This is a genomic window from Butyrivibrio sp. TB, from assembly GCF_900110805.1.
Lineage (GTDB): Bacteria > Bacillota > Clostridia > Lachnospirales > Lachnospiraceae > Butyrivibrio > Butyrivibrio fibrisolvens_C.
In genome coordinates, this window is record NZ_FOER01000002.1 from 168011 (window position 1) to 193647 (window position 25637).

Consider the following 25637-nt stretch of genomic DNA (forward strand, 5'->3'; position numbering starts at 1 on the left):
AAATGTATTTTTTAAGGGAGGTTCATAATGAAACGAAAAGCCATATCTGTTTTAATGCAACTATCAATGATGGCAACTCTTCTGTCAGGCTGTGGGAGTGCGAGTCCGGAAACAGCACAGACAGAAGCGCCTAATGAAACTGTGACCGAGAGCTCGTCAGTAGAAGAAACCAGCTCAGAGAGTACTACCGAAGAGGCAGAACCCGGAAAAGCGATCACAATCACTTATGCTAATTTTAACGCATCAGGTGGTAACGAGGCAACGCTTGATTCAATGTATCAGGCATTTCATGAGCAAAATCCTGATATTAATGTAGAGATTGAAACAATTGCGATGGATGACTACTTTACCACATTGCAGACAAGGATAGCAGGAGGTACAGCTCCTGATTGTTTCGAGATGAATATTGAAAACTTTGCTGCTTATGCATCAAAGGGTATCCTTGCAGAACTTTCAGATGCAGACACTACAGGTCTTAATCAGACTGCACTTTCAGCTTTCACATACGACGGAAAGCAGTATGCACTTCCTGAAAATTTCTCGACGGTAGTACTTGTATATAATAAGGATCTGTTTGATCAGGCAGGAATAGATTATCCTACTTCATCATGGACAAGAGAAGACGTCGATAAAGCAGCAGAAGCAATAAGAGGTCTTGGAGATAATATCTATGGTATTTATCAGCCGGTTACATACAACGAATTCTATAAGGTAGCAGCTCAGTATGGCGGAAGCCTTGTAAGTACTGATGGAAAGACATTTACTATAAATTCAGAAGAGAATATCAAAGCACTTCAGAGTATGGTAGACAGGGTACAGAAGACAAATGTTCAGCCCACAGAGGAACAGATGGGTGGAATGGGTGACTGGGATCTTTTTGAAAGTGGAAGACTCGGAATGATTCCTACTGGTACATGGTGCTTTAATACGTTCACTGATGCATGCGATTTCTCATGGGATATCTGTGTTGAACCTGGTCAGACAAGTAAGGCTACACATTTCTTTGCAAATGCTCTGGTTGTAAATAATGATGCAAGTGATGAAGCAAAAGAAGCTGCTAAGAAGTGGTTATCATTCCTCGCTTCAAGTGACGAGGCAGCCAAGATCAGGCTCGATGCAGGTTGGGATCTTCCGGCACTGAGTGATATGGATGCACTTTCAAGTTATCTTGAGATAACTCCTCCTGAAAACAGGGAAGCAGTGTTTGAATCCCTTGATTCACTTGTACTTCCTCCGATTATTACTGATTACAGCCAGATGTCAGACATCATTTCAGATGCAGTAAGCAAGGCGGCAAGTGGAGAAAGCACCCCGGAAGAAGCACTTAATGAAGCTCAGAAGCTTTGTGAAGAGCAGATAAACTTACAGTAATAGTAATGAGCCTGCATCCGTATTAGGCTGCAGGCTCAAATTTTGCACGGAGAATGAATGATGGCAACAATGTCAAAAGAAAGAAAAAAGATAATTCAGGCGATACCATTTATGTTTCCAAGCGTTATAGGAATGATAATATTCAGTTTGCTTCCGATAATAATGGCTACAGCGCTTAGCATGACAGATTGGAGCGGACTTGAGAAATTTACAGTACATACGATACCAGAGCATTTTGTCGGATTAAATAATTATGTACATTTATTAACCCACAAAGAGTTTTGGAGTACCCTTTTGCATGTAGTATATTACATTGTTTTGTATATTCCGCTTGGTTTTTTATTTTCAATGGTCATAGCGCTCATCCTCAATACAGAGAAAAAATTTACGGGAGTCATGAGGGTGCTATTTTACATACCGGTTTTAACATCCTGGGTTGCTGCAAGCCTTATTTGGAAATGGGTGCTAAGTTCTCAGTATGGAGTAATAAATTCTATCATCAGTATTTTTGGAATGAATGGACCGGATTGGCTTACGAACAAGTATTGGGCTATGCCCGGAATCGTTTTGGCATCAGTGTGGAAGGATATGGGATATTACGGCCTGTATATTTTTGGCGGATTAAGAGGAATCGATCCTACATATTACGAAGCGGCAAAGGTGGACGGTGCCGGTAAATTCAGGACGCTTATCAGTGTCACTATGCCCCTTTTATCGCCTACTTTATTTTATTGTCTGATAATGTCCCTTATAAATGCATTTCAGCTATTCCCACAGGTTCTAATCATGACGGAAGGTGGTCCTAACGGTGCTACACAGGTAATGGTTGAAAGAATCTATACATATGCGTTCAGCTATTTCAAGATGGGATATGCGGCTGCCTATTCATGGTTGTTATTTCTGATAATACTCATTTTGACTCTCATCCAGTTGAAGGTACAGAAAGTGTGGGTGCATTATGAATCATAAGACTCAAAAACTAATATATAACATTTTATTCTACATAGGATCAGCGCTACTTGTGATTATAGTAACCATCCCTTTGTATTGGATGATTTCAACATCTCTAAAATCAAAGGGTGCATTGATGGCGTTGCCTATACAGTGGATTCCGAAAAAGCCGACATTTAATTCTTATAAAAAGGTATTTACGCTCTTTCCCTTTGCAAGGGCAATAGCCAACAGCGCATTTATAACTATCGCTTATGTAGTAATCACAGTTCTGTCTGCTTCCATGGCTGCTTTTGCTATCTCCAAAATAAGATTTAAAGGTGTAAATGTGGTTTTTGCTATGTATCTGACATCTATGATGATACCGGTTCAGATTACCCTTATTCCGATGTTTATCATAATGAATAAGTTTTCTTTGATCAATACATACACAAGTGTTATTTCACCTGCTATTTTTAAGGCATTCGCGGTATTTTTGCTCGTACAGAATATGAGGGCACTTCCGGATGATTATCTTGAAGCAGCAAGGATAGACGGAGCCGGTATGTTCAAGATATATAAGGATGTGATAATGCCAATGATGGTTCCAACTGTAGCCACATTAGCAATAACAACTTTTATGGAAGCATGGAACGACTATTTATGGCCACTGGTTATGCTATCAGATAAGAATAAGATGACGCTGACTCTTGCATTAAATACACTTAACGGGCAGTATGACACAGAATACAATGTTCTGATGGCAGGAAGCCTCATTTCAATGATACCTATAATAATCATATATATTATTGCTCAGACCCAAATGAAGCAGGGAATCACCGTAGGAGGAGTAAAAGGATAATGATAAAAAAATACCGGATAGGAAATCCGATCGAGACAGATTCTGTAGTAACCAATATAGATATTGAAAATAGTGAAATACCTTACTTTGAAACAGTAAATGATAAGAGAGAACTGACTCTTAGGATGTCAAAAAAGGACAGGATATACGGACTTGGAGAGACAGTAAGGGGAATAAATAAAAGAGGATTTATATACACAAGCAACTGTTCTGATGATCCCAATCACACAGAGGATAAGAGATCCTTGTATGCAGCGCAGAATTTCTTTGTCTATTGGGGAAAAAAAATGGGCTTTGGAATGTATGTGGATACACCTGGACAGGTATCTTTTGATATAGGTTATTCTGACAAAGACACTTTTTCCATATTTTTTGAGGATTTTGACGCAGATATTTATGTTATCGATGGGGATAGTATCAAAGATATAGTAAAGCAGTTTAGAGGAATCATCGGCAAAAGCTATGTTCCACCAAGATGGGCATTTGGATTTGGCCAGAGCAGATGGAGCTATATGAATGAACAGGAAGTTAGAGATGTTGTAGAAAACTATGATAAGCTGAATATTCCTATAGATAGCATCTATCTTGACATCGATTACATGGAAAGCTATAAGGATTTCACAGTTAGTGATGAAAGATTCCCTGATTTTAAAGACTTTGTAAAAGAGATGTCCGACAAAGGCATCCACCTCGTACCGATTATCGATGCCGGTGTAAAGATTGAAGAGGGCTATGACGTCTACGAGGAAGGCGTTAAAAATGACTATTTCTGCAAAAAAGAAAATGGTGAAAACCTGGTTGCGGCAGTATGGCCGGGCAAAGTACACTTCCCGGATTTCTTAAAAGATGATGCAAGGCGCTGGTTTGGCGATAAATACAAGGTACTTCTGGACGCTGGAATAGACGGTTTCTGGAATGACATGAATGAGCCTGCAATTTTTTATACAGAGGATCATTTGAATGAAGTGTTTGAGCAGTTAAAGGATTACGAGGGGAAAAATCTGGATATCAGATCGTTCTTTAAGATGCAGGATATTGTCGGTGGTCTTGAAAATAATGAAGAGGACTACAGAAGGTTTTATCATGAATATAAGGGTAAAAAATACAGACATGATAAAGTCCACAACATTTTCGGTTACAACATGACAAGAGCGGCAGGAGAGGCTTTTGAAAGACTTTCACCCGATAAGAGGATATTGATGTTCTCAAGATCATCATACATCGGAATGCACCGCTACGGCGGAGTATGGTGCGGCGATAACAAGTCCTGGTGGAGCCACCTTCTACTAAATATTCAGCAGATGCCTGCTCTTAATATGTGCGGATTCTTATACAGCGGTGCAGATGTAGGCGGTTTTGGCGCAGATGTCACAGAAGATCTGCTTATGAGATGGATCGAATTTGGTATATTCACACCTCTTTTCAGAAACCATTCCGCAGAGGGCACAAGAAGGCAGGAATTCTATCAGTTTTCTGAAACAGAAGGGTTTAAGAATATCGTAAGACTCAGATATTCGCTCATACCATATCTGTACTCAGAGTTTATGAAGGCTGTAAACAACGATGGAATGCTGTTTACACCTCTGTGCTTCGAATATCCGGATGATGAGATGGCTTATGAAGTTGAGGATCAGCTTTTTGTTGGGGAGAGCATCATGATAGCGCCAGTTTATAAGCAGAACACATCTGGAAGATATGTATATCTGCCGGAAGAAATGAAGCTGTGCAGATTCAGAAGCTATGAGGATTATGATGTCGAGATAATAGGCAAAGGCCATCACTACATCAAGGCAGATCTTAACGAGATTTTGGTATTTATCAGAAAAGGCCATGCACTGCCTCTTGCTGTTCCTGCAGAGCGAACAGAAAAGATAGACTATACTGACTTAAAATACGAATGCTTCGAATGTGAAAAAGGTGATTATGAGCTGTTTGCGGATGACGGTATTTCAAGGTAAAATACTCTTTGGAGAATGGAAATGGAAAAAACTAAGATAGGCAATATCAGAAAAATAGTTCTTTCTGTGCTTTTAATTTTTGTATATTTGGCATGATCACTTATAGTAAGGAAGCCTTTGGAAATACAAAGATCATTTCGCAGGAAGTGGTTATTATTGACAAGTATGAAACCGGAAATGGTGGAAAAACCGGAAATTCCTATTATATGAAAGGTATCAATGATAATGGGGAATATAAAATTCCGGGAGATAAGTATGATATCGGAGATACTGTGACTGTATATCAGAATCCGAATTCTGCAAACGCAAAAGGCAGTGATCCTCAATGGTATACTTCAGCTGAGTATGCCAAAGGAACATCAACTGCCGGATTTGTTTTCTTTACGGTGCTGGCGATAATCGATGCTGCATTTCTCTATTACAATAAAAAGGCAAAATAGAGCGTAGTTTTTTGAAAAATTGAAAAGGAAGATGTTCAGATGCACATCTTCCTTTATTCATCACTTGTCCTGAGACGCTTTTCTTTCTTTTTTCATAGCAAGGTATTTATCCTTGATATCCACGGGAACATCTAAATCAAGCCGGGTACGTTGACTTTGGTGTTCTGTATTTACTGAGGAAGTCTATCCGAAAATACAAGCAGATTTGCTGTTGCCTTCTCTGTTTGAGTGAGAGGTTTGTACTCGCCGGAATCATACAATTTATCTAATACAATCATAGCAATAGTATTATCAACATACCATTTTACAAATTCAAATACTATGAAGTCCTGCATCTGTGGCGGATAATTCTTGGCAAGCATAACAGCCTGCTCTATAGCAATCTTTGCAAATTCATCAAGTTGTTCCTTCTCGGGAAATGGGATTAAGGCATCAAACTCTTCCATGGTTTTCTTGACAACCAGCACATTTAGTCTGCCATCATCTGTTATAAAACCTCTCTCACGAAGACGCTTGAACTTTTCTTCATTTGCCTTGTTGTCCTCGATGTCACCGCAGATTACTTCATATATGGCATCGTAATCCGTATTGAGGTTGTTTTGCCACATTCCTTTACGAGTAGAAAATCTGCTGTCGTATGACCAAGCTTTGACCATTGGATATTTCCAGGAATTCCGCGTCATTGAACCGCAGCCCGAGTAATCTCTGGTACTTTCTTCTAGGATTGGTTTAAAGTCAGGATCAATAATCTCCGACTTAAGATTTACAGTAACATAGTATTCACCGCCATCAAGCGTTTTAATAAGGTATGGAGACACGTTTTTTACAATAGGCAAGTCGAATTTATTAACGATGGCATAAAATATGGCTGTAGCTTCAAAAAGCTCTGGGTTGCCACCTGGAATATAAACATCTGAAAGCTTTTTAATTGCTTCCTTTACTTTTGGAACATAGCTTTTCAGTATGCTATTTGCAACTTTTATCTTGCTCTTTAGTATCTCTTCTTCCTGCTTCAGACTGCGCTCCCTTGGAGTGAATTTCACATATGTGGTATATCTTTTCCCGCTTGTTTCTACCAGGAAGCCATTCTTTGCAAGGAATGCAATTCTATCTTCCAAATATACAGGTGTCATGCCCATCTCTTCTGCAATTCCTTCCTTGGTTTTGGGGCTGTCATAAACGCTGTATACAATATTAAGGTTTATCTTGTCGTCCAAATAAACCTCTGGGCCACCTTTACTACCCGGTTGTCCATTATGATCAAAACAGATAGCCTCGATTGGTGAGATTCCCAAACTTCCTACTTTTCGTTCCATAGAAAAATTCTCCTTCAAATCGTTTCTAGCCTTATTCAAGTGCCATTTTATTGTTCCTTCCGAAAGATCCTCTTCAGTTGCTATTTTCTGAATAGATTTTCCTTCGTAATAAAATGAATAAATGATCTGTCGTCTTTTTTCAGAAAGAAAGCCAATCTCCTGGCGGAGTTTCTTGAGATCTTCATCTTTTTCTCCGAGATTGTAGTTGTCGTAATAAGGAATCTCCATTCCGTCCAAAGAAATGCCTTGGTGCTTTTTGGTGCTATTTACATATTTCGCATATGTATGCTCGCAAATGCGCCAAACATAGCCTTCCACGTTGAATACTTCATTAGCCTCAAGTAATGATAAATACACTTCTTTTACCATCTCTGCCGCAAGTTCTTCCGATTCCTCAAGGGAAAATGCTTTCTTTACTGCAAATCCGTAGATTTTTGGAGAGTATTCTATTATAAGTTTGTCTGCGTTTTCCTTGATCATACTCATTCCCCAACATATCATTTATCCGTACCAGCGCTGTACGGATATATAGTGTAAGAAAAATAAAAAAGGTTGGTGAAAAAAATAAAAAAATTTCAATTAAGTGCAAAGAATATTAGTGAAAATCATAACCACAACAGAATTTAAATCTTTATTCAGAGAAGCTCTTTGCTCTGAATAATTCCACTACTTCTCCGGAAGAGATGTATTTTTTCTGAGCACATAATAATGTCCATTGCGTCTGATATTTAGTAAAGTCCCTTTTATCTTCAGGAAATGCTGTAACATTCACATATACTTCAGCCATATCTTTGTTTTTAAAGAAAATAAACAAGCGAATAGGCTTTTCCAAAGAGCTTTCAACCAATAAATTTGCATCGATAGTTGTATAAAACTCTTTTACTAATTTCCATCTATCAAAATCATACCAACGTTGATTTTCAAAATGTTCAATATGGTCCTTTAAGCTTATACATCCATCTAATCTGGCATCTACATGATTACCTTCAAAAAATAGCGATTTTGAAATATGATCATATGTATAGATTGTCTCTTGGGGATTATTGTTGTCTATAGATTTCAGTACTGAATTAAAAATATCTTTATGCCTTACTGGAAAAGCTATATCTTCCAACTTATGCAATCCACAAATATGAAACCAATTATCTTCTGAAAAGATAATCCTTATTTTCCTTGTCTTTCCCTTACGACCTAAAACAACTATGTACTCATAGCCTAACAATTCTGAGTACTTTAATGCGCTCAATGCTAACTTATCCATTTTCCTCCCAAAAAAAATCAGAGCCCATACATAAGCATGGGCTCCGATTTAATGACATTTTCTTTCGATAGTAAACTATCTAGCTGGATTGTGGCCTGAATGTCAAACCCTTCAGTAAGGCTCCTGTTATCACCCTTTTCCAGCGGGGCTATAACTTTCATCACCTGAACGGGGTCTCATGTACCTCGTTTTCTTTGATTTATATATATCATTTTTTTTTCGGTTTGTCTATGATAAATCAATAAATACACTTAAATTCTCATCCATTGAAATGTGAGCATTTTGCGTTGCAAACGCACTGTTTCCAATTGTCAAGATAATTACAGTAAATTTTCTATAATTTTAATGCAAAAGCTATACGATGTGCACAAGATAGTATTTTTTGAAAAATTTTTTGATGAGTGATAGGTTTTTTAGATGTAAATCGTATTATAGTTAGAAGGCCTTCTAAAAAATACAGAAAGAGAGTTTTGTCATGGAGGAAAAAGAAGCAAGGCGGATATTGGAAACATATGCTGACATGATACTTAGGATCAGCTACAGCTACCTACGTAGGACGGTAGATGCAGAGGACATCTGTCAGAATGTAATACTGAAATACCTGTCCTCCCACCAAAGATTTGATAGCCGTGAGCATGAGAAAGCCTGGATAATCAGGACTACAATCAATGCCTGCAAGGACGTGAGAAAGAGCACTTTCTTCGGAAAGATTATCGGACTTGATGCGGTGCCGGAAAGGGCTATACCGGAGGAACCGGTATCTGTACTCACAGAAGAGCTTAAGAAGCTCCCGGCAAATTACAGGATAAGCATCCATCTCTTTTACTATGAAGGGTATACCATCAAAGAGATCGCTCAGATTCTTGGAAAAAGAGAAAATGTCGTAGCAAACTATCTCTCAAGAGGCAGAAGAAGACTTAAAGAAGCGTTATCAAAGGATTCTCGTTTTTCTCCAAAGGAAGGTGAAGCATATGAATGATCAGATTAAAGAAATCTACAACAGCTCCATGAATGAACTCCATTTCTCAGGACATACAAAAGAAAAGATGTTTCGCAATATAAGCGAACAATATTCAAGACAAAGTGGAGGAATGATTATGAAGGCAAGTTTCAGACTAAAGTCAGCAGCTATCGTTGCTGCAGCATGTGTATTGCTTGTCGGAGGTACTGCGCTGGCAGCAAGTGGAATAGTTTCGAGCATAGTAAGCCATAACAGGATTGGTAGTGAAACCACAACATATGTGGACATCTCAAAACTCGAGAATGATATAAATATGGATGTGCTTACAGTTGAGCGTTTTGATAATGGCTTCACCTTCAGAAGCGCTGAAATATTCGATATGTCAGATTACAGTGAAGATGGAGCCAAAATGGCTGATGCTTCCGGCCTAGACATCACATATTCAAAGGATGGACTACCGGATATCTACCTGGACATTGAGCCTGTCAGCACCATAAGGAATGATGAAGACACCTCAATGGAAACAAGAATGGTTGGAGATGTTGCTGTAAAATACAGCCTGGATGAATATCTTTTCCTTCCGCCTAACATGGAAGGACAGGTATCACAGGAACTCCTTGACAGGATGGAAAACGATGATCATTTCTTTATTAGCTATGGTTCAGATCAGGAAGAAACACAGATGATTACAAACCTTATATTTGATGTTAATGGCGTTCACTACTGTCTCATGACTTTCGATACAACTCTTACTGTTGATGAGCTATTCGATATGGCTGAAGAGCTTATAACTGAAGGAAAATAAAAACATAACTTCTATAGGAGAGCTGCCTGTAATGGGTGGCTCTCTTTGAAAGAGTACTGGAAGAAAAAGAGAATGACAAGGACACTTCCTCTCTTACAGTCACAAGGTATAGACAGGTTTGGGAACATGCGGGTTTCCAGCCGTCTGCATAGGCTTATCACACACTTATACACACAATTGAATAGTGACGAGCAAGAATTGCAAGTATTCCATGATATAATTTATTATCTACGATAGAAGTCATCAATAAATATCTTTTTTATCACTGTTGGAGCTTTTTCAATTAGAGCTATAGTATTCTCAATCGTACAGATGCTATTCTTCTCAATTGTATCTATATCCCATTTCTTAAATTCAAAATCAAATAATTGATTAATTCTGTTTTCGAATATAGAATCATCATAAATATTGGGAATTGAGTAAGAACGACCTTTTTTAAGAGTATCCACTAAACGTTTGTCTTTGGAATATTCCCGGAACAAATAGTAATTCACACAATAGCTTTCATATGAAAACTGCTTTTTCTTCTCTGCTATTTCATCTTGCGCTAAGGATTTATAAAAAGGAGCATATATCTCGCTATTGGAACATATATCTGTAAGAACATGAACTATGTATCCTAGAAAAAAATCTCTATCATACTTAAAATAATTGTTAAAATAAAATTCTTTTATGCTATCAAGCCATTCGTCATATTCCTTTTCGCTTGCTACCTCACCCCATTTTAATCCGTCAGCAAAAAGATGACTTTTTTCTTTCAACTCTGGTGAATAATTAGGGTTTGCATGCACGGCATCAGGTGCGATAGAACCAACTATATATGTATCATAGTCTATTGGACAATCAAAAAATCCTAATACCTTTTCCGCTATCAAAATATGCGTCATAGTGTAGGCCATAGGTTAAATCTTCCTCCATATTAATCCGATGATTCCTATAACTCTTCATCCATGTTCGCTACATCATCAATCCTATTTTCAATCATATCTATCTCATTATTCAGCTCGTCTATCCTGCTCTCTATATCGTCTAACTGACCATCCGCTGTGTCTATATCACCTGGAATCATTGTTCCTATAGGGCAATTGTTTTGTTTAATATCGCATCCATCACCAAAGCACAAGTTTTGCTATGCTTGGTATTGTAGTAGTATAATTAGCCCTTTATTAGTAGACAGGTGCTGTATCTGCTGAGTGTAAGTAAGGAAAGGCTTTATTGGTTTCATGTGTCGTCCTTAAAAAGTGTTATAAAAACAGAAAAGAAGGGCCCGTGGGTCCTTCTTCCGATCGCAGGCATCGCGAGTTTCTGCGACCTGATCACTAATATTATAATATCCGTTTAGAACTTGAATTACAATATCGTAATTTTTGACAATGTCAAATATATTGTCAAAAAAACAGATAGTTTTAGACCTGTTTTGTCAAAAATACAAAAAATAGTGTGAGCATACGATTCGATAAAAAAAGAGATGATCATGTGATCATCTCTTTACACGAGCGATAGACGGGGCTCGAACCCGCGGTCTCGACCTTGGCAAGGTCGCGCGTTACCAACTACGCCACTATCGCGTTTATTAAGTTGAACAAACAAAAGATAAGCTTTTATTTGAAGAGCGATAGACGGGGCTCGAACCCGCGGTCTCGACCTTGGCAAGGTCGCGCGTTACCAACTACGCCACTATCGCATTTATTAAGTTTTGTCGGCTGCGTGTTTCGCAGCGACAAAAAGTATATTACCGCAATTGGAATTGAGTGTCAACACTAAAATTTAAAAAATCCAGATTTTTTAAATTTTTTATCAGCCCCCTTATGGAAGCCTGTAGCTTGCTGAAATGTCAAAAGAGTTTATGCTTAAAAGCCATCATCATTTCAGCAGTAAGACTTACGTGCTCTTTGTCTTCTTCAAGGTCATCCCTATGTACCCACTCGGCGGTCTTAAGTTCGGAAGCATCCATCGTAATAGTACCGTCGCCATCAAGCTGGCAGTAGTAGCCAAGCAGAAGATCTGATTCAAAGCCCCAGGGCTGGCTTTTGTAATAGCGGATATTCTTGACTTTAAGTCCGACTTCTTCCATGACTTCACGAGCTACAGTTTCCTCTGCGGTTTCGCCGATCTCGCAGAAACCTGCTATAAGAGCAAGGCCTTTATATTCACGTCCTGCATATCTTGTGACAACTATCTTGTCACCATCTGTTACAGCTATGATGACAGCAGGAGATATGCGGGGATATATGATGTTACCACAATCAGGGCATTTTAGAGCTCTTTCTTTGTTATATATAATAGTCTTAGAGCCGCATCTTCCGCAGAAGCGGTTATTGGTATACCAGGTATGAAGGTGATAAGCTGTCATGCCGGCGAAGGCAAAGAGCTTATTATCAGTACGCCTGAGACTTTTTAAATCTGTATAGTAGAAGCCTTTCGGAGAGATATCTTCATCACCAAGATACAGGTAGTTGTATTTATTGTTGATAGTGAAGAGAAACTGAAGCTTGTCATTCCCGATATCGGATACTTTGGGGCATGTAATACTATCTCCATCATCTCTTACAAGGATCTGCCTGTTTTTGAAAATAAAGACGTAATCATCCGACGAAGGCTCTCTAACTACATATTCATTATGAAAAATTGATGGTGCTATATCCTGTATCATATATTAACCTCATGTCGCGAGCATAGAAAGTGGCTGATAGTTCAAATTGGTGGAGCTCGCGGCGCCAATTCGTTTTGATAAGTTTGAAAATGGACTATCCGATAAAAAGTTAGTAGAATAGTTGTGTAAAAAAGAAGTTTGAGTATAGTATTATAGTCCAATTCTTTTGTTTAATATAGCACAGAAAGGTTTAACATGAGTAATACAATTTCCATATCAAATGCAAAGATTATTTTGAAAAAAGGCGAGGGCCGCACTATTAAAGCAGGAGGCCTTTGGGTTTTTGATAATGAGATAGCCAAGGTTACAGGAAGTTATGAAAATGGTGATATTGTTGAAGTTCACGATTTTGATGATTTCTTCCTTGGATATGGTTTTATCAATGATATATCCAAGATAAGAGTCCGCGTGATGTCAAGAAAGAAGGACAACAAGGTTGATGAAGCTCTTATAAGAACCAGGGTTCAGAATGCATGGGATTATAGAAAGGCCATATACGGATTTGATGGCAAGCTCTTCAGATACGAAGGTGTAACTTCTGATTCCTGCCGTCTTATATTTGGCGAGGCAGATTTCCTTCCCGGGATCACAATTGATAAGTTTAACGATTGTCTTGTTATAGAGTCTCTTGCACTTGGTACTGACAAGATGAAAGAGATGATAATAGATCTGTGCAAAGAAGTTCTTGAAAAAGACGGCATCAAGATCCGCGGAGTATATGAAAGAAGTGATGCCAAGGTTAGAGAACTTGAGGGACTTGAGCGTACCAAGGGTTTTATCGGAGCTGAGTTTGATACAAATGTTGAGATAGTAGAGAATGATATCAAATACATAGTTGATGTTAAAGACGGCCAGAAGACAGGATTTTTCCTTGACCAGAAGCTCAATCGTATGTCTATAAGACCTCTTTGTAAGAATGCAAGGGTTCTTGACTGCTTCACTCATACAGGTTCATTTGGCCTTAATGCTATGGCAGGAGGAGCTAAGTCTATATTATCAGTAGATGCCTCAGACCTTGCCATAGATCAGGCTATGGAGAATGCGCGTCTTAACGGATTTGATGCAAGAAAGTATGAAGGTGACAGCGTCCCTTTAAAAGACGAAAGCGGCGTTGCAGGATACAAGTGCGCAGATATATTTGACCTTCTGCCTTCTCTTGAAAGAAGCGGAGAGCTCTATGACGTAGTAATCCTTGATCCTCCTGCATTTACCAAGTCACGTGCTTCTATCAAAAAGGCTGTAACAGGATACAGAGAGATCAATATAAGAGGTATGCGCCTTGTAAGAAATGGTGGATATCTTGCAACATGTTCCTGTTCTCACTTCATGGACGAAGACCTGTTCCTTAAGACTATCAAGGAAGCAGCTAGAGATGCACACAAGCGCCTTCGCCAGATAGAGTTCCGCCAGCAGGGACCTGACCATCCGATACTGTGGGCTAATGATACATCATATTATCTTAAGTTCGTGATCTTCCAGGTTGTGGATGACATGTGAGAAGTATCTTCTAAAAACGATTCCGGGTATGTCATCTGATTTTGTGTATAAATCAGATGACATACCCGGAATGAGCATATGTATTAAATTGGATAATCATAATAACTTTCAAAAGATTTTATATCCACTTTTAGTCAAAAAAGTGCTTGACACTGCATACATACTTGTTGTATGATTCTAAATGCTGTTGAGATGGATGTTTTTTGAATTGCATATGATTTTTATTTGATTTATTGATGTCTCAGCAATACCGAAAGGATTTCAAAGCGGGCTTCATGTACTTCGGATGATTTACAGATGCGCTGCAGCACGATTTATATTGTTCCACCCTTTCAGTGCAGTATCCTTTCGTTTATATATAGCGTGGTATCGCTCGTATATCAGAGCGTTGTATATAAATCTATATTTTATCTATCGGGGTGTGGCTCAGTTTGGTAGAGCGCTACGTTCGGGACGTAGAGGCCGCAGGTTCGAATCCTGTCACCCCGATTTTTTCATGCTCAAATTTCTCTTTTTTATCATTTCCCATAAAACACTTACCGCATAATTTTGGCAATATAATAGAAGCCTTGACATAAGATTATTGGATACTTGGGGGATGATTTATTCACAGGTTGATTTAAGCTTTAAATCGCTGACATATTGATAAAGACTGTAATATGTACATTGTAGGTATATATTACAGTCTTTTGTGTTTCTTACATTTTCTTTACAGTTGAGCTATATACAATTTTGAAAAATACCAAAGATAGGATAAATGAGACTACTTCAGATATAGGGAAGGCGAGCCATACTGCATTAAGATTGCCTGTAAGTGATAGCAGATATGCAACAGGTATAAGTACCGCCAGCTGTCTGCCTATGGATACGAACAGTGAATAAATGCTCTTGGCAAAGGCTTGGAATATGGAGCCCATAACAATTGAGGCAGCAGCAACCGGGAAGTGTACGGCTATGATCCTAAGTGCCGGTATTCCTATTGCAAGCATATCATCTGATGCATCAAACATTTTTAGTAGTGCCCCCGGGATGAGCTCAAATACTATGGTTCCGACAAGCATGATAGTAATAGCAAGAGCAAATGCAAATTTTAAAGAATCATCAATTCTCTTTTTGTTCCTGGCTCCATAGTTATAAGCAAGAACAGGTATGACACCATTGTTCATACCAAAGATAGGCATGAAGAAGAAACTCTGAAGTTTGAAATATACGCCAAATACAGCAGCTGCGGTTGTTGAAAATGCGATCAGGATCTGATTCATAAGATAAGTCATGATTGATCCTATTGACATCATGAGGATGGAAGGAACTCCTACCATATAAATCTGTCCTATGATTTCAGCTTTGGGTTTAAATATATTAGAAAGTCTGATCTTGATATCATGGTTGTATTTGATATTAAGTATAAGTCCTACAACAGCTGCTATGCTTTGACCCAGTACTGTTGCATATGCTGCACCTGCAACTCCGAGCTTGGGACATCCAAGAAGACCGAAGATCATGATAGGGTCGAAGATGATGTTGATAACAGCGCCGGTCAGCTGAGAGATCATACTATATACTGTTCTTCCTGTTGATTGAAGGAGCCTTTCAAATGTAACCTGACAGAAGAGTCCAAGTGACAGGGTAGCAACTATTCCAAGGTATGCTGCGCCGTCTTCGATGATGGCAGTGTCGCTTGTCTGTGAAGCGATAAAAGCTCTGGAACCGAAAATACCTATAATAAGGAATACAACGAAGTTCATGATAGTAAGTAGTATTCCGGTATTAGCGGCAGCATCAGATCTGTCATATTTTTTTTCACCAAGTGATCTTGATAATAATGAATTGATACCAACACCTGTTCCTGATGCAAGTGCTATCATCAGGTTCTGCATAGGGAATGCAAGTGTTACAGCTGTAAGAGCATTCTCACTGATCTTAGCAACGAAGATGCTGTCTACAACATTGTAAAGAGCCTGCACCAGCATAGATACCATCATGGGCAGGGACATTGAGATAATGAGCTGTTTGACAGGCATTACGCCCATCTTGTTTTCTTTTCTTTGTTCTGACATGTTTTTTACTCTCCTTAATAACCTAGACAGTATAACATGATTTTGTTCAGATGGCATATAAAGAATCGATATAAAACAAAAAACATTCTTAGTGGAAATAATAAAAGGACGGAGTTAGCGGATTTCTTGCAATGCAAGAAATGAACCGCTGACTCCGTCCTTTACTTTTATTTTAGTGTACTGAAGTTTCTATTGTTGTTCCGATAGATCCGCTACCCTGAATGCCGAATTCTATGCTACTTCCTTCCGGAATAGTGGAATTCCATTCTACAGGAGTGATCACATAGTAGTCACCTTGTTCTTCGATGTTGACATTCCAGCTTGCTGTGATATTAACATCGCTCTTTTTTACAGCTACTGTCCATGTATTAACTGTGCTTCCTGTGTTAGATACCTTGAAGTTAACCTGATATCCGCTGCCCCAGTTGTTGATGGAATATTCAACGCTAAGGCCTGTAGATGCAGGCTGTTCCTGCTCCGGAACTGCAGGAGTTTCGGAAGGAGTTTCTGCAGGAGTTTCTGAAGGTGTTTCGGCTGGTGTCTGAGAGCTGCCGTTATTTACCTTCTCAAACTGCCACTGCTGATTGGATCCGCCGTTGTATGTCCACTGGCATACATTTGTGCCATCATCTGTTTTCTTTTCGTATACATCAAGATATTTTGCAGCATCAGAACACTTGGTTCCGATTGTATATACGCCGCTTACATCAGTGTTCTTGACTATAAACTGCTGAGCTGTTCCGCCGTATGCACTGTAGATACCTACATTGGTTCCGTCATCGTTCTCGCCATTAGCTACGTCCAGCATTACATTGCCAAGCTTGTTTGTAAGGGTGATATATCCGTCTGAAGTATTAGTAACATACCATTTCTGACCATCAACTCCTGAACCTGTCTTGATGACAACGTTCTTCCAGCCATCTGCGTTATCAGCATCTACTGTAAGATATTTCTGGGAAAGTGTGTTTTTGATATAGTACCATCCGTCTTCAATAGTAGCTGTCTGGTTGTTGTTTGAAGGTGTAGGTGTTGGAGTTGGAGTAGGGGATGGCGTTGAAGATCCCTGTCCTATTACTTCTTTATATGCCTGGATAACCTTGGAGTATGCAGGCTTAGCATTACCTGGTGTGTAGAAAAGAAGAGGAGCTGCATTGCTTATCCATGTTGTCTTGTCGGAAAGTCCCCACCATGTAACACCGGAGATATTACCACCGCTTTTCTTGATGCTGTTGATGTTCTTGAAAAGGTTGTATGCGTAGTTTGCAAGATCTGTATCACCTTTGTTGGTGATATCAAGCTCTGTTATCTGAACTTCAAAACCTGCATTAACAAAAGACTTAAGTGCAGCTGTATAGTAATCAACTGATGGGAAATTAGTTCCCAGGTGAGACTGCATTCCGACACCTGCGCAGACTTTTCTGCCATCATTGATATAGTTAACAAGTTTGATTACGTCGTTGACTTCCATGTACGTATTGTAATCATTATAAAAAAGCTTAACTGAATCTGTAAGTTTGAAGTATGAAAGTGTGTCATAAGCATAATTGAAAGCTTTCTTGACATAAGAAGCGTTGGTCTTGTTGCTGCCATAGACTGCTTCCCATCCTGAGTTAGAAGCGTGAAGGATCTCGTTGGCAACGTCCCATGCATATACAACGCTTCCGTACTGGTTTGTATATACGTGATTCATTACTGTCTTAACATACATCTCAAGACGGGCATCCATTGTGGATGAGTTAACAAAACCAGATCCTGCATTGAAACCATTTCTGAAGAACCATGAAGGAGTCTGGGAGTGCCATACAAGAGTATGAGCTCTCATCTTAAGACCATTGTTGTAGCAGATCTTCATAACTTCATCTACTGTATTGAAGTTGATCCTTGGAACATAGCTTTCTTTGTAGTTGTCAGGGATGTAGTAACCCTGGCTTTTGGCCTGTGATACTGAGATAAGAGTAGGTGATCCGCCAAGAAGAGCATCCGGCTTCATCTCGTTTTCAAGAGTGATACTGTTATAATCTTTTTTTAATGTAGCAAGTGTATTCGCATCCTTGAGCTGGTAGAGATTGATACATGTTCCGGAATAACCGTAAGTGGCTCCGTAAGTGCTTAAAAGAGAATCCTGTGCTGCATATGCACTTATCGTGGATACAGAAGCTGTCGCACATACCAGAATCAGCATGAGCATGATCTTTGCAACGATGCTGTATAACTTATTAGCTGCTTTTTGCATTTTGTAATCCCCCTCCTGTTTGATTTGGAGTTGTAAAAAGAAGTGTCAGGCGTATATAACAGATGCATCTGTAATAAGGCCTGAATTTAGAATGTTACTGTGCTCGAGCACCCTCATTCTAGCAACAATCAATGCTTCGAACTTCCTAAAAATTGCGCTCTTGTTTCTATATATTGCGATTAATGTAATATAGATATTGACAATTTGAACATTTACAACAAAACGTGTAATATTATTTTGAATATGTTGCACAAAAGCATTTGAGAATATGGGGTAAAACGGTGTGAAATAAGGGATTTTGCGCTATTGTGGAAGTATACTAAAAATATACATGGCTGTTTGTGAAAAAGCGACAATATTAAGAACGATGTAAAAGTTTGTAAAAACAAATCGATTTATGTATGGTTGCAAGAGCAAAATGACCTCCGGTGACGGAGGTAAGAAACCATTTTTGTGTCCTAAAATGGTCTCTTACCTCCGTCACCAGGGGGCATCGTAGCTTAAGAGAACTCTTTTCTTAGCCACAGATCTGCAGGACCTGCGGTCATAAGTATTATAAGATAACCTTCACTTAGATGAGTTTTGATATTTGCTGACAGGTCATCATCAAGCTCGGCTATTTGTGCTTTATCTTTGACGTTAAGATCATCTATGAATTCGCCTGGGGTTATTATCCTTAAGGATTCATCCTCTCTTGTGAGATATGTCGGGAGCCAGTAAACTTTATCTGCCCCGTCAAAAGCGTCCTTGTACAGATGGCGAACTTCATGCTGACGGGTATTCTGGTGAGGCTGATATACTACTACAACGCCTTTTTTGCCGGTTTTAGCAGCTTCCTCTATGGCTATCTGAACTGTTGACTTAACTTCTTCAGGATGATGAGCATAGTCTGTATATATACCATCTGTAATACGTTCGAAACGTCTTCCAACGCCCGGGAAGCTATTTAGTACATCAGCAATCTTCTCATCAGGAACATTTTTGCCAGTAGTTTTAAGCATTCTCTTTATTGCTTCAAAAGCTGTTGTAGCATCCTCACGTCTCGCACTTCCGGATATAGTTATATTTTTATTAATGCCTTTGATGATATTTAATGCTTTGCTTGCTTTCTCAAAATGATCAATAGCATGTCTTGCAGCATCCGGCGTTCCAAAGATGACTTCAGATGACTGATCTTCAAATCTTAAAAAAGCATCTTCGTAGTCTTCTCTTGTCTTGTAGATGTCAGGATGATCATATGAAACGAATGTTATAAGAGACAGCCATGGATCAAAGTTAAGGAAATTCCTGTCATATTCATCAGCTTCATATATAAAGAATTTATCCCCTTCCTTATAAGAACCTGAGGGAGCAAATCCCAGTGTTGTTCCCACAAGGTATGAAGATGGAAGGATAGGGTGGTTATTGTCATCTACAAGCTTGTTAACAGCCCATATAAGCATTGATGTAGTAGTAGTTTTGCCATGTGTTCCGGCAACGGCTACCATTTTAAGACCAAGGTCATTGACGAGTTTTGCGATAAGTTCATCTCTTTTGGATACTTTTATGCCGCTTTCTATAGCAGCAACAAGTTCCGGGTGATCTTTGGGAAGTGCAGAAGTATAGATGAACCAGTCGATTCCCACTTCATTCATCTTTTGTTTAAAATATGTTCCATCCTGCTCACCGACATAGTATTCTATGTTTGCTTTTTCAAGTTCGGGTGCAATAGCACCATAGCTTCTATCTGAGCCATAGACATTAATACCGGCTCTGCGGGCCATAAGTGCAAGAGGTCCCATACCTGTTCCGGAGATTCCGGCTATATATATATTCATAAAGATATCCTTCTTTCGAAATATTATTGCGTATATGAAAATATCGCTTCAAAAATCATATCATATCTGGAAAGTTTGTCCACCATCTGACCTGATACGTATCATAACGCCGGTAAGTCTATCACCTGGAAAACGTTAGTTGCATCAGACCTTTATAAGGCAAAAAATTTGAAGCAAGCTTGAATTAAAGAATAGAGTCTTTTATGATAAAAAGAAAAAGATTAATAAAGGAGTGTATAACCTTGGCTTTTTTAACATTTGTCGATGGCAGTGCCAATCTTCCTAAGGAATTACTTGAGGGCATAAATGTCCTGCCCTGTGACTATCTTGTTAACGGAGAATCCAAAACATATACAGGAGATCTGGAATCTTTTGATGCACATGCATACTATGAGGGATTAAAAAAAGGCGATAAGATTCAGACCAGCCTTCTTAATACAGCAACTTTCCTTGATCACTTCACACCTCTTGTCAAAGAGGGCCACGATATCATATATATCAGCATGAGCTCCGGAATAAGCGGAACTTATAACGCTGCTATAAATGCCGCTGATGAACTTATGGAGGAGTATCCGGAGAGATTCGTTCATATTGTTGACTCCCAGGGATGCGGTTTTGGTAGTGGAATTCTAGCCATGAAAGCGGCGGATTTGAGCCGTCAGGGCGTGGATGTAAGGGAAGCTGCCAGGATAGTTGACGAGGCTGTGCCTCATGCCTGTCAGTATTTTACTGTGGATGATCTTAACTTCCTCAAAAATACCGGACGTGTCAGCGGTGTAACAGCAAGTATCGGAACTGTTCTTAATATCAAGCCTATCCTCTTTGGAGACAAGACAGGACATATCATATCCTGTTCCAAAGTTCGAGGCCGCAACAGTTCTATATCTGCAATTGCCAAAAAATATCAGGAAAAGAGAATGGATACTCCCGATCAGACTGTATGTATCTCTCATGGTGACTGCCTTGAAGATGCCAAGACTCTCGAAAGACTTGTTAAGGAAATAAATCCTGCTGCAAAAGTTACTATAGCATCACACGAACCATTCTCAGGCGCTCATGTAGGCCCGGGAATGCTGGGACTTTTCTTCTGGGGCACAGAGAGATAAGATGACGGAGTTGCCAAAGGACAGCAAAACCTTAAAAAGCCGTCCAAGTGGGAAGTCTGAGTTAGAACTTATAAAAACATAGTATAAAAAACTCTTGTATTAATTAACGAATTGTTGTAGAATACAATCCGCAACAACGACAGTTCATTTGTACCTTCCTGTCGATAAACAAAACCAGGACTACGTTAGGATAAGTTGGAAATAAAGCCGTTTTTATAGCATGTTTTAATAAGAGTTATGACTTACTCTTATATTAGAACAAAGATGCGATAATATATGTCCTATAAGTGGTTCTGCATATATGCAGGGCCACTTTTTTAGTGCGCCTAGCGGCGCACGCTTTTTTTCCAAAATAGTTTTATGCGTTATCCAAGCGCGATGAGAGGTTTATTTTGAAGAAGATTATTATTGACTGCGATCCCGGAATTGATGATTCACTTGCTATAATGCTGGCTTTGCAAAGCCCTGAGGTAGAAGTTGTCGGTATTACGATAGTTGCCGGTAACGCTCCTTCAAAGATGGGATTTGAGAATGCCAAGAAAGTATTGAACTTCCTTGGAAGGCTGGATGTGCCTGTGTATGTAGGCGCCGACAAGCCTAGAGTCAGAGACTATGTCAATGCTCTTGATACTCACGGAAGTGACGGACTTGGCGAGAGTTTCCTGCCGGAAGTTGAAGGACAGTCTATTCCTTCTAAGAGCGCAGTAGATTTTCTTAAAGAGACCTTGAGAAAAGGGAATGTATCTGTTGTGGCACTTGGTCCTCTGACCAATCTGGCACAGCTGATCGATGAAGATCTTGATGCTTTTCTTGCTATAGAAAGACTTGTGTCTATGGGAGGCAATTTTAGAAGCCATGGCAATTGCTCTCCTGTTGCGGAGTACAACTATTGGGAAGACCCTGACAGTGCTAAGGTTGTGTATAACACTCTCTATGAAAATGGACGCATGATCGAAATGGTCGGTCTTGATGTTACAAGGAAGATAGTGCTGACACCAAATATCCTTGAAGATATGAAAAAGGCAAATCCTAAAGTCGGAGACTTTATAGAGAAGATTACCTGGTTTTATTTTAAATTCCACTGGGAATGGGAGCACATTAGGGGATGTGTGATAAATGATCCTTTGGCTGTTGCGCAGTTTATAGATCCCGGAATTTTAAAAGGTATTGAAGCTTATACAGATGTAGAGACCGGTGGCATAAGCCTTGGACAGACTGTAGTGGATTCTATGGGCTTTTATCGCAAGACAAGCAATGCACTTGTCTATACAGATGTGGACGTTGATGCTTTCTGGGATATGTTTTTTAACAGGATACTTTCTTTATATTAAAGTTTGAAAGTGTTCCACTTTCAAACCCAAATTGATGGCGCGAGCTCCATCAATTTGAACCATTAGCCACTCGCTTAGCTCGTGACATGAGGTTAAAAATGGAGCGTATGAAAATGAAATACAACGTAAAAAAACTGACAATTATCGCTGCAGCTGTAGCAATCAACATCGTAGGAAGCAAGATAGCTCTTGTGCTAAGCCTTCCTATATTCCTTGACAGCATAGGAACAATGCTTGCAGCATTTACACTTGGACCAGTAGCAGGCGGTCTTACAGCACTTGTAGGAGGACTTATATGCGGCGTTACAGGAGATGTATATGCTATATACTTCTCACTTAGCGGTGTGCTTATGGGTGTGATCGCAGGATTTTTGTTCAGAAACAAGAAAAAAGATCCGGTTTCGATTCTTTGGAAGACTTTTCTTGTAGTGCTGCCTGCATCTATGCTTTCAGCATGCATTGAGACATTTCTTTTTGGCGGAATTACATCAGCTGTATTCACTACATTTGTAGTACAGGTTCTGTCACAGACAGCACTCAAACTATTTGGAGGTGCATTCCTTACACAGCTTGTAACTGACTATGTAGATAAACTTGTTGCTAATTTCCTTGTAGCTGCATGTGTAAAAGTACTCCCAAGCGGATTTATAGATTACAAAACAAGAACAGCAGAATAAGAGAAGGTTTTTATAAGTATATCGGCACATCCATAAATGTAGATGGATGTGCCGATTTTTTTACCAGATAAAATTAGATTTTAGCTGTTCACCGTTGTCGATAAGAAGGTCCTGACCTGTCATACTTTTGTTGACATTGGTGAGATAGTAAGCAAGTTCTGCAATCTCGTCAGCCGATGCCCAGCGGTGCAGGAGAGTCTCATTAAGGCACTGCTCCATAAGATCCGGATCATCCATGATATGAGAATTGAGTGGAGTATATACTCCTCCCGCGGATATACTGTTAGATGTAGCTCCGTACTTGGCCAGTCTTAGTGCGGTATTTTTCATGTAAGTAACCACGCCGCCTTTACTGGCAGCATATTCAGGGAATTCCGCACCGTTTGATGCACTTGATGAAGCCATGAATAGGACAGAATGTATGCTGTTTGTAAAAGCATATTTTTCTGTAACTGCTATCGTAGCTTTCAGATTGGTATCAATCACACCTGGGCCGTCCTGAATTCCAGCGTTATTGATAAGAACCTCCACATTGTCTATGTCAGGAAGTTCGCTTGTGATATCAACTATCATATGAGTATAAGAGCTGTCCTTAAAATCTGTATCCTGTATGTCAAAACCTATAACTTCATGTCCCATTGAAACATACTTCCTGGCACATGCAAGGCCTATTCCCTGACTGGTTCCCGTAATCAGTATTCTCATAAATTAACCTCATGTCGCGAGCAAAGCAAGTGATTGATTTGCTTCTATTATTACAATCTTTGTCTTCTTGATTTATAAGCAGAAAGACTGAGTTATATATTTTATAATAAGTAAAAAATGATCCGGAAGCAATTGCTATAAGATATCAGGAGGTTTCAAACTGATAGGTATACTATTTTTGGCTAAAAAATTGTATGGGTATATAATGAGGTAGGTGTCAAAAGTTCCTTTGGACCCTTACAAATACTTTAATATAGAAAGGATGGAATTAGTATATGAAAAAGAAAATGTTAAGTAGTATTGCAATGTGTCTGTCAATGGCACTCGTCCTTCCGGGGTGCTCTGGTTCTAAAGGTCAAGAGGATGCTAGTGTTTTGGCTTCTGAAAATGCCGTGACTGATAATTCTGCTGAAGATAAGAATTCATCTGCAAGCGACGCTACTAATGAAACTGTTGATAGCTCTTATGATCCTTCATCGTTCAATGTATCTGATGTATATGAGGCTCCTTCACAGGAATCTTCCGTGGATATATCAGGCTGTGATACCTTCACTCAGATAGTAGATAAGCTTGAAGATGGTAAGGGATATGCTAATGTAACTATAGGTGATGCTGATGTACTACTTGTGTCGAGCGGAACTTATGAATGGGAAGAGGGAATTTATGCTGCTATAGACGCAGACATTTTTATCTATAAAGATGGAGCCCCTCAATATCTTGGAAGTGTATGCGCAGGTGGAACTGCATATCCGTTAGAAGTAGCGGATGGCAATCTGTACGTTGGCGGCAACCATTTTATGACCAAGTATACAATTGATAGCGAAAATATGGTCGAGCTTGAAGAGGCATATGTCAGCTATGACACAGATGGCAATGACACATATTATTATAAGACCTGCAACAGTCAGTTTGAGGATTATGATGAGGAAACTGCCAAGAGCCGCTTTGACGAACTTTTTGCAGAACTTGATAATGTAGAGGTTATAGAATTCCAGCCTGTAGGAGGCGCGTCTTCAAGCAGCCAAGTGCCGGCTTATGAATATCCGGGACCGGAACTTTTTTATACTGTACTGTATGATTATATGATCGATGAACTGTCTAAGAACTATTCAGATTATGACGTATGCATCCCTTGCCCTGTTATCATATCAGAAGATGAATCTGATAAGGATGATATCAAGGTTTATGGCAACTTCTGGATCTTCAATTATAATCTTAATGGAGACGTGCTTGAGTGTACATCAGGTGGTTCATATCCGGGATGTATACATCTTAAGAGCACCGATGAAGGTTATGAAGTTATATCTATGGATATAGTAGAAGACGGCGCTGACTTTGATGAGAGTGCCAAGAAGATATTTGGCGATCTGTATGATACATTTATAAAAGACGGCGAAGATGAAAATGTAAGAGAAGAGATAAGAGCTCAGATAATCGCTAACTATGTGGCTGCAAATGGCCTTAATATCACATCTTATCAGGATTACGGATGGGATCCGGTAGCGCTTCCTGAAGAAAACATAGATTCATTTTATAGTACTCTGGACTAAGCTTTGATAAAGAAATAAAAACTTCCCACTTGCCAAACTGACTCCATCTTCTGGAGCTGTTTTTGTCATAGTGGGAAGTTTTTGATTTAGGAAAAATATTTATGGCT

The 25637-nt window shown here is 39.3% G+C and carries 20 protein-coding genes and 3 tRNA genes; 13 read left to right on the forward strand and 10 right to left on the reverse strand.

Annotation, left to right across the window (positions count from 1 at the left end; genetic code table 11):
* Nucleotides 1-27 precede the first annotated feature (27 nt).
* From BMX21_RS02065 to BMX21_RS02085, 5 genes are all read left to right on the forward strand, one after another.
* On the forward strand, nucleotides 28-1371 hold the full coding sequence (locus tag BMX21_RS02065; RefSeq protein WP_027205197.1) for an ABC transporter substrate-binding protein: 1344 nt from the start codon (nucleotides 28-30) through the stop codon (nucleotides 1369-1371).
* Nucleotides 1372-1428: 57 nt separating this feature from the next.
* Entirely contained in the window at nucleotides 1429-2340 is a 912-nt protein-coding gene (locus tag BMX21_RS02070; RefSeq protein ID WP_242952849.1) for a carbohydrate ABC transporter permease, read from the forward strand.
* Between the two features lie 118 nt (nucleotides 2341-2458).
* A complete protein-coding gene (locus BMX21_RS02075) occupies nucleotides 2459-3163 on the forward strand; it encodes a carbohydrate ABC transporter permease (protein ID WP_242952850.1) in 705 nt (234 codons plus the stop codon).
* Nucleotides 3163-5121: a glycoside hydrolase family 31 protein gene (locus tag BMX21_RS02080; RefSeq protein WP_092040742.1), complete on the forward strand. Its 1959-nt coding sequence runs from the start codon at nucleotides 3163-3165 to the stop codon at nucleotides 5119-5121. The genes BMX21_RS02075 and BMX21_RS02080 overlap by 1 nt, the downstream gene beginning before the upstream one ends.
* A 92-nt stretch (nucleotides 5122-5213) precedes the next feature.
* A complete protein-coding gene (locus tag BMX21_RS02085) occupies nucleotides 5214-5561 on the forward strand; it encodes a hypothetical protein (protein WP_092040745.1) in 348 nt (115 codons plus the stop codon).
* Between the two features lie 170 nt (nucleotides 5562-5731).
* Here BMX21_RS02085 and BMX21_RS02090 read toward each other — a convergent pair whose 3' ends face one another.
* Nucleotides 5732-7357, reverse strand: coding sequence for a sigma-70 family RNA polymerase sigma factor (locus BMX21_RS02090; RefSeq protein ID WP_177173890.1), 1626 nt, complete (start codon nucleotides 7355-7357; stop codon nucleotides 5732-5734).
* Nucleotides 7358-7508: 151 nt separating this feature from the next.
* Complete coding sequence (locus BMX21_RS02095) at nucleotides 7509-8138, reverse strand: PBECR4 domain-containing protein (RefSeq protein ID WP_092040751.1); 630 nt, start codon at nucleotides 8136-8138, stop codon at nucleotides 7509-7511.
* A 475-nt stretch (nucleotides 8139-8613) separates the two neighbouring features.
* Here BMX21_RS02095 and BMX21_RS02100 point away from each other — a divergent pair, with 475 nt between their 5' ends.
* Complete coding sequence (locus tag BMX21_RS02100; RefSeq protein ID WP_092040754.1) at nucleotides 8614-9117, forward strand: RNA polymerase sigma factor; 504 nt, start codon at nucleotides 8614-8616, stop codon at nucleotides 9115-9117.
* The gene (locus BMX21_RS02105) at nucleotides 9110-9904 is read left to right on the forward strand and encodes a DUF4179 domain-containing protein (protein ID WP_073390579.1); all 795 of its coding nucleotides are present in this window, start codon (nucleotides 9110-9112) and stop codon (nucleotides 9902-9904) included. Before BMX21_RS02100 ends, BMX21_RS02105 begins: the two co-directional genes overlap by 8 nt.
* Nucleotides 9905-10128: 224 nt before the next feature.
* Here the strand turns inward: BMX21_RS02105 and BMX21_RS02110 are convergent, their stop codons facing one another.
* The 4 genes from BMX21_RS02110 to nudC all read right to left on the reverse strand — a co-directional run bounded on the left by BMX21_RS02110 (nucleotide 10129) and on the right by nudC (nucleotide 12557).
* The gene (locus BMX21_RS02110) at nucleotides 10129-10803 is read right to left on the reverse strand and encodes a zinc dependent phospholipase C family protein (protein ID WP_092040758.1); all 675 of its coding nucleotides are present in this window, start codon (nucleotides 10801-10803) and stop codon (nucleotides 10129-10131) included.
* Between the two features lie 596 nt (nucleotides 10804-11399).
* Nucleotides 11400-11472: transfer RNA gene (locus BMX21_RS02115), tRNA-Gly, on the reverse strand.
* Between the two features lie 43 nt (nucleotides 11473-11515).
* Nucleotides 11516-11588 (reverse strand) — tRNA-Gly (locus BMX21_RS02120).
* Nucleotides 11589-11738: 150 nt separating this feature from the next.
* Nucleotides 11739-12557, reverse strand: a complete 819-nt coding sequence (nudC, locus tag BMX21_RS02125) for an NAD(+) diphosphatase (RefSeq protein WP_092040761.1) — start codon at nucleotides 12555-12557, stop codon at nucleotides 11739-11741.
* 195 nt (nucleotides 12558-12752) lie between these two features.
* Here nudC and BMX21_RS02130 point away from each other — a divergent pair, with 195 nt between their 5' ends.
* Nucleotides 12753-14054: a class I SAM-dependent rRNA methyltransferase gene (locus BMX21_RS02130; protein WP_092040764.1), complete on the forward strand. Its 1302-nt coding sequence runs from the start codon at nucleotides 12753-12755 to the stop codon at nucleotides 14052-14054.
* Nucleotides 14055-14469: 415 nt separating this feature from the next.
* Nucleotides 14470-14543: transfer RNA gene (locus BMX21_RS02140), tRNA-Pro, on the forward strand.
* 209 nt (nucleotides 14544-14752) lie between these two features.
* On the opposite strand, the gene BMX21_RS02145 is transcribed toward BMX21_RS02140, so the two are convergent.
* From BMX21_RS02145 to BMX21_RS02155, 3 genes are all read right to left on the reverse strand, one after another.
* Complete coding sequence (locus BMX21_RS02145) at nucleotides 14753-16111, reverse strand: MATE family efflux transporter (RefSeq protein WP_022755548.1); 1359 nt, start codon at nucleotides 16109-16111, stop codon at nucleotides 14753-14755.
* Between the two features lie 172 nt (nucleotides 16112-16283).
* Nucleotides 16284-18344 carry an endo-1,4-beta-xylanase gene (locus tag BMX21_RS02150; RefSeq protein ID WP_092040771.1) on the reverse strand — a complete coding sequence of 687 codons (2061 nt, stop codon included), beginning with the start codon at nucleotides 18342-18344 and terminating at the stop codon, nucleotides 16284-16286.
* Between the two features lie 500 nt (nucleotides 18345-18844).
* Nucleotides 18845-20161, reverse strand: coding sequence for a Mur ligase domain-containing protein (locus BMX21_RS02155; RefSeq protein ID WP_092040774.1), 1317 nt, complete (start codon nucleotides 20159-20161; stop codon nucleotides 18845-18847).
* Nucleotides 20162-20403: 242 nt separating this feature from the next.
* Here BMX21_RS02155 and BMX21_RS02160 point away from each other — a divergent pair, with 242 nt between their 5' ends.
* The 3 genes from BMX21_RS02160 to BMX21_RS02170 all read left to right on the forward strand — a co-directional run bounded on the left by BMX21_RS02160 (nucleotide 20404) and on the right by BMX21_RS02170 (nucleotide 23275).
* Entirely contained in the window at nucleotides 20404-21267 is an 864-nt protein-coding gene (locus BMX21_RS02160; protein ID WP_034464403.1) for a DegV family protein, read from the forward strand.
* 392 nt (nucleotides 21268-21659) lie between these two features.
* Nucleotides 21660-22598 carry a nucleoside hydrolase gene (locus BMX21_RS02165; protein WP_278303641.1) on the forward strand — a complete coding sequence of 313 codons (939 nt, stop codon included), beginning with the start codon at nucleotides 21660-21662 and terminating at the stop codon, nucleotides 22596-22598.
* Nucleotides 22599-22696: 98 nt separating this feature from the next.
* On the forward strand, nucleotides 22697-23275 hold the full coding sequence (locus BMX21_RS02170; RefSeq protein WP_092040783.1) for an ECF transporter S component: 579 nt from the start codon (nucleotides 22697-22699) through the stop codon (nucleotides 23273-23275).
* 60 nt (nucleotides 23276-23335) lie between these two features.
* Here BMX21_RS02170 and BMX21_RS02175 read toward each other — a convergent pair whose 3' ends face one another.
* Nucleotides 23336-23980 (reverse strand): SDR family NAD(P)-dependent oxidoreductase, encoded by a 645-nt coding sequence (locus BMX21_RS02175; RefSeq protein ID WP_092040787.1) that lies wholly within the window; start codon nucleotides 23978-23980, stop codon nucleotides 23336-23338.
* 275 nt (nucleotides 23981-24255) lie between these two features.
* Here BMX21_RS02175 and BMX21_RS02180 point away from each other — a divergent pair, with 275 nt between their 5' ends.
* Entirely contained in the window at nucleotides 24256-25530 is a 1275-nt protein-coding gene (locus tag BMX21_RS02180; RefSeq protein WP_143057194.1) for a hypothetical protein, read from the forward strand.
* The last annotated feature ends 107 nt before the right edge of the window (nucleotides 25531-25637 follow it).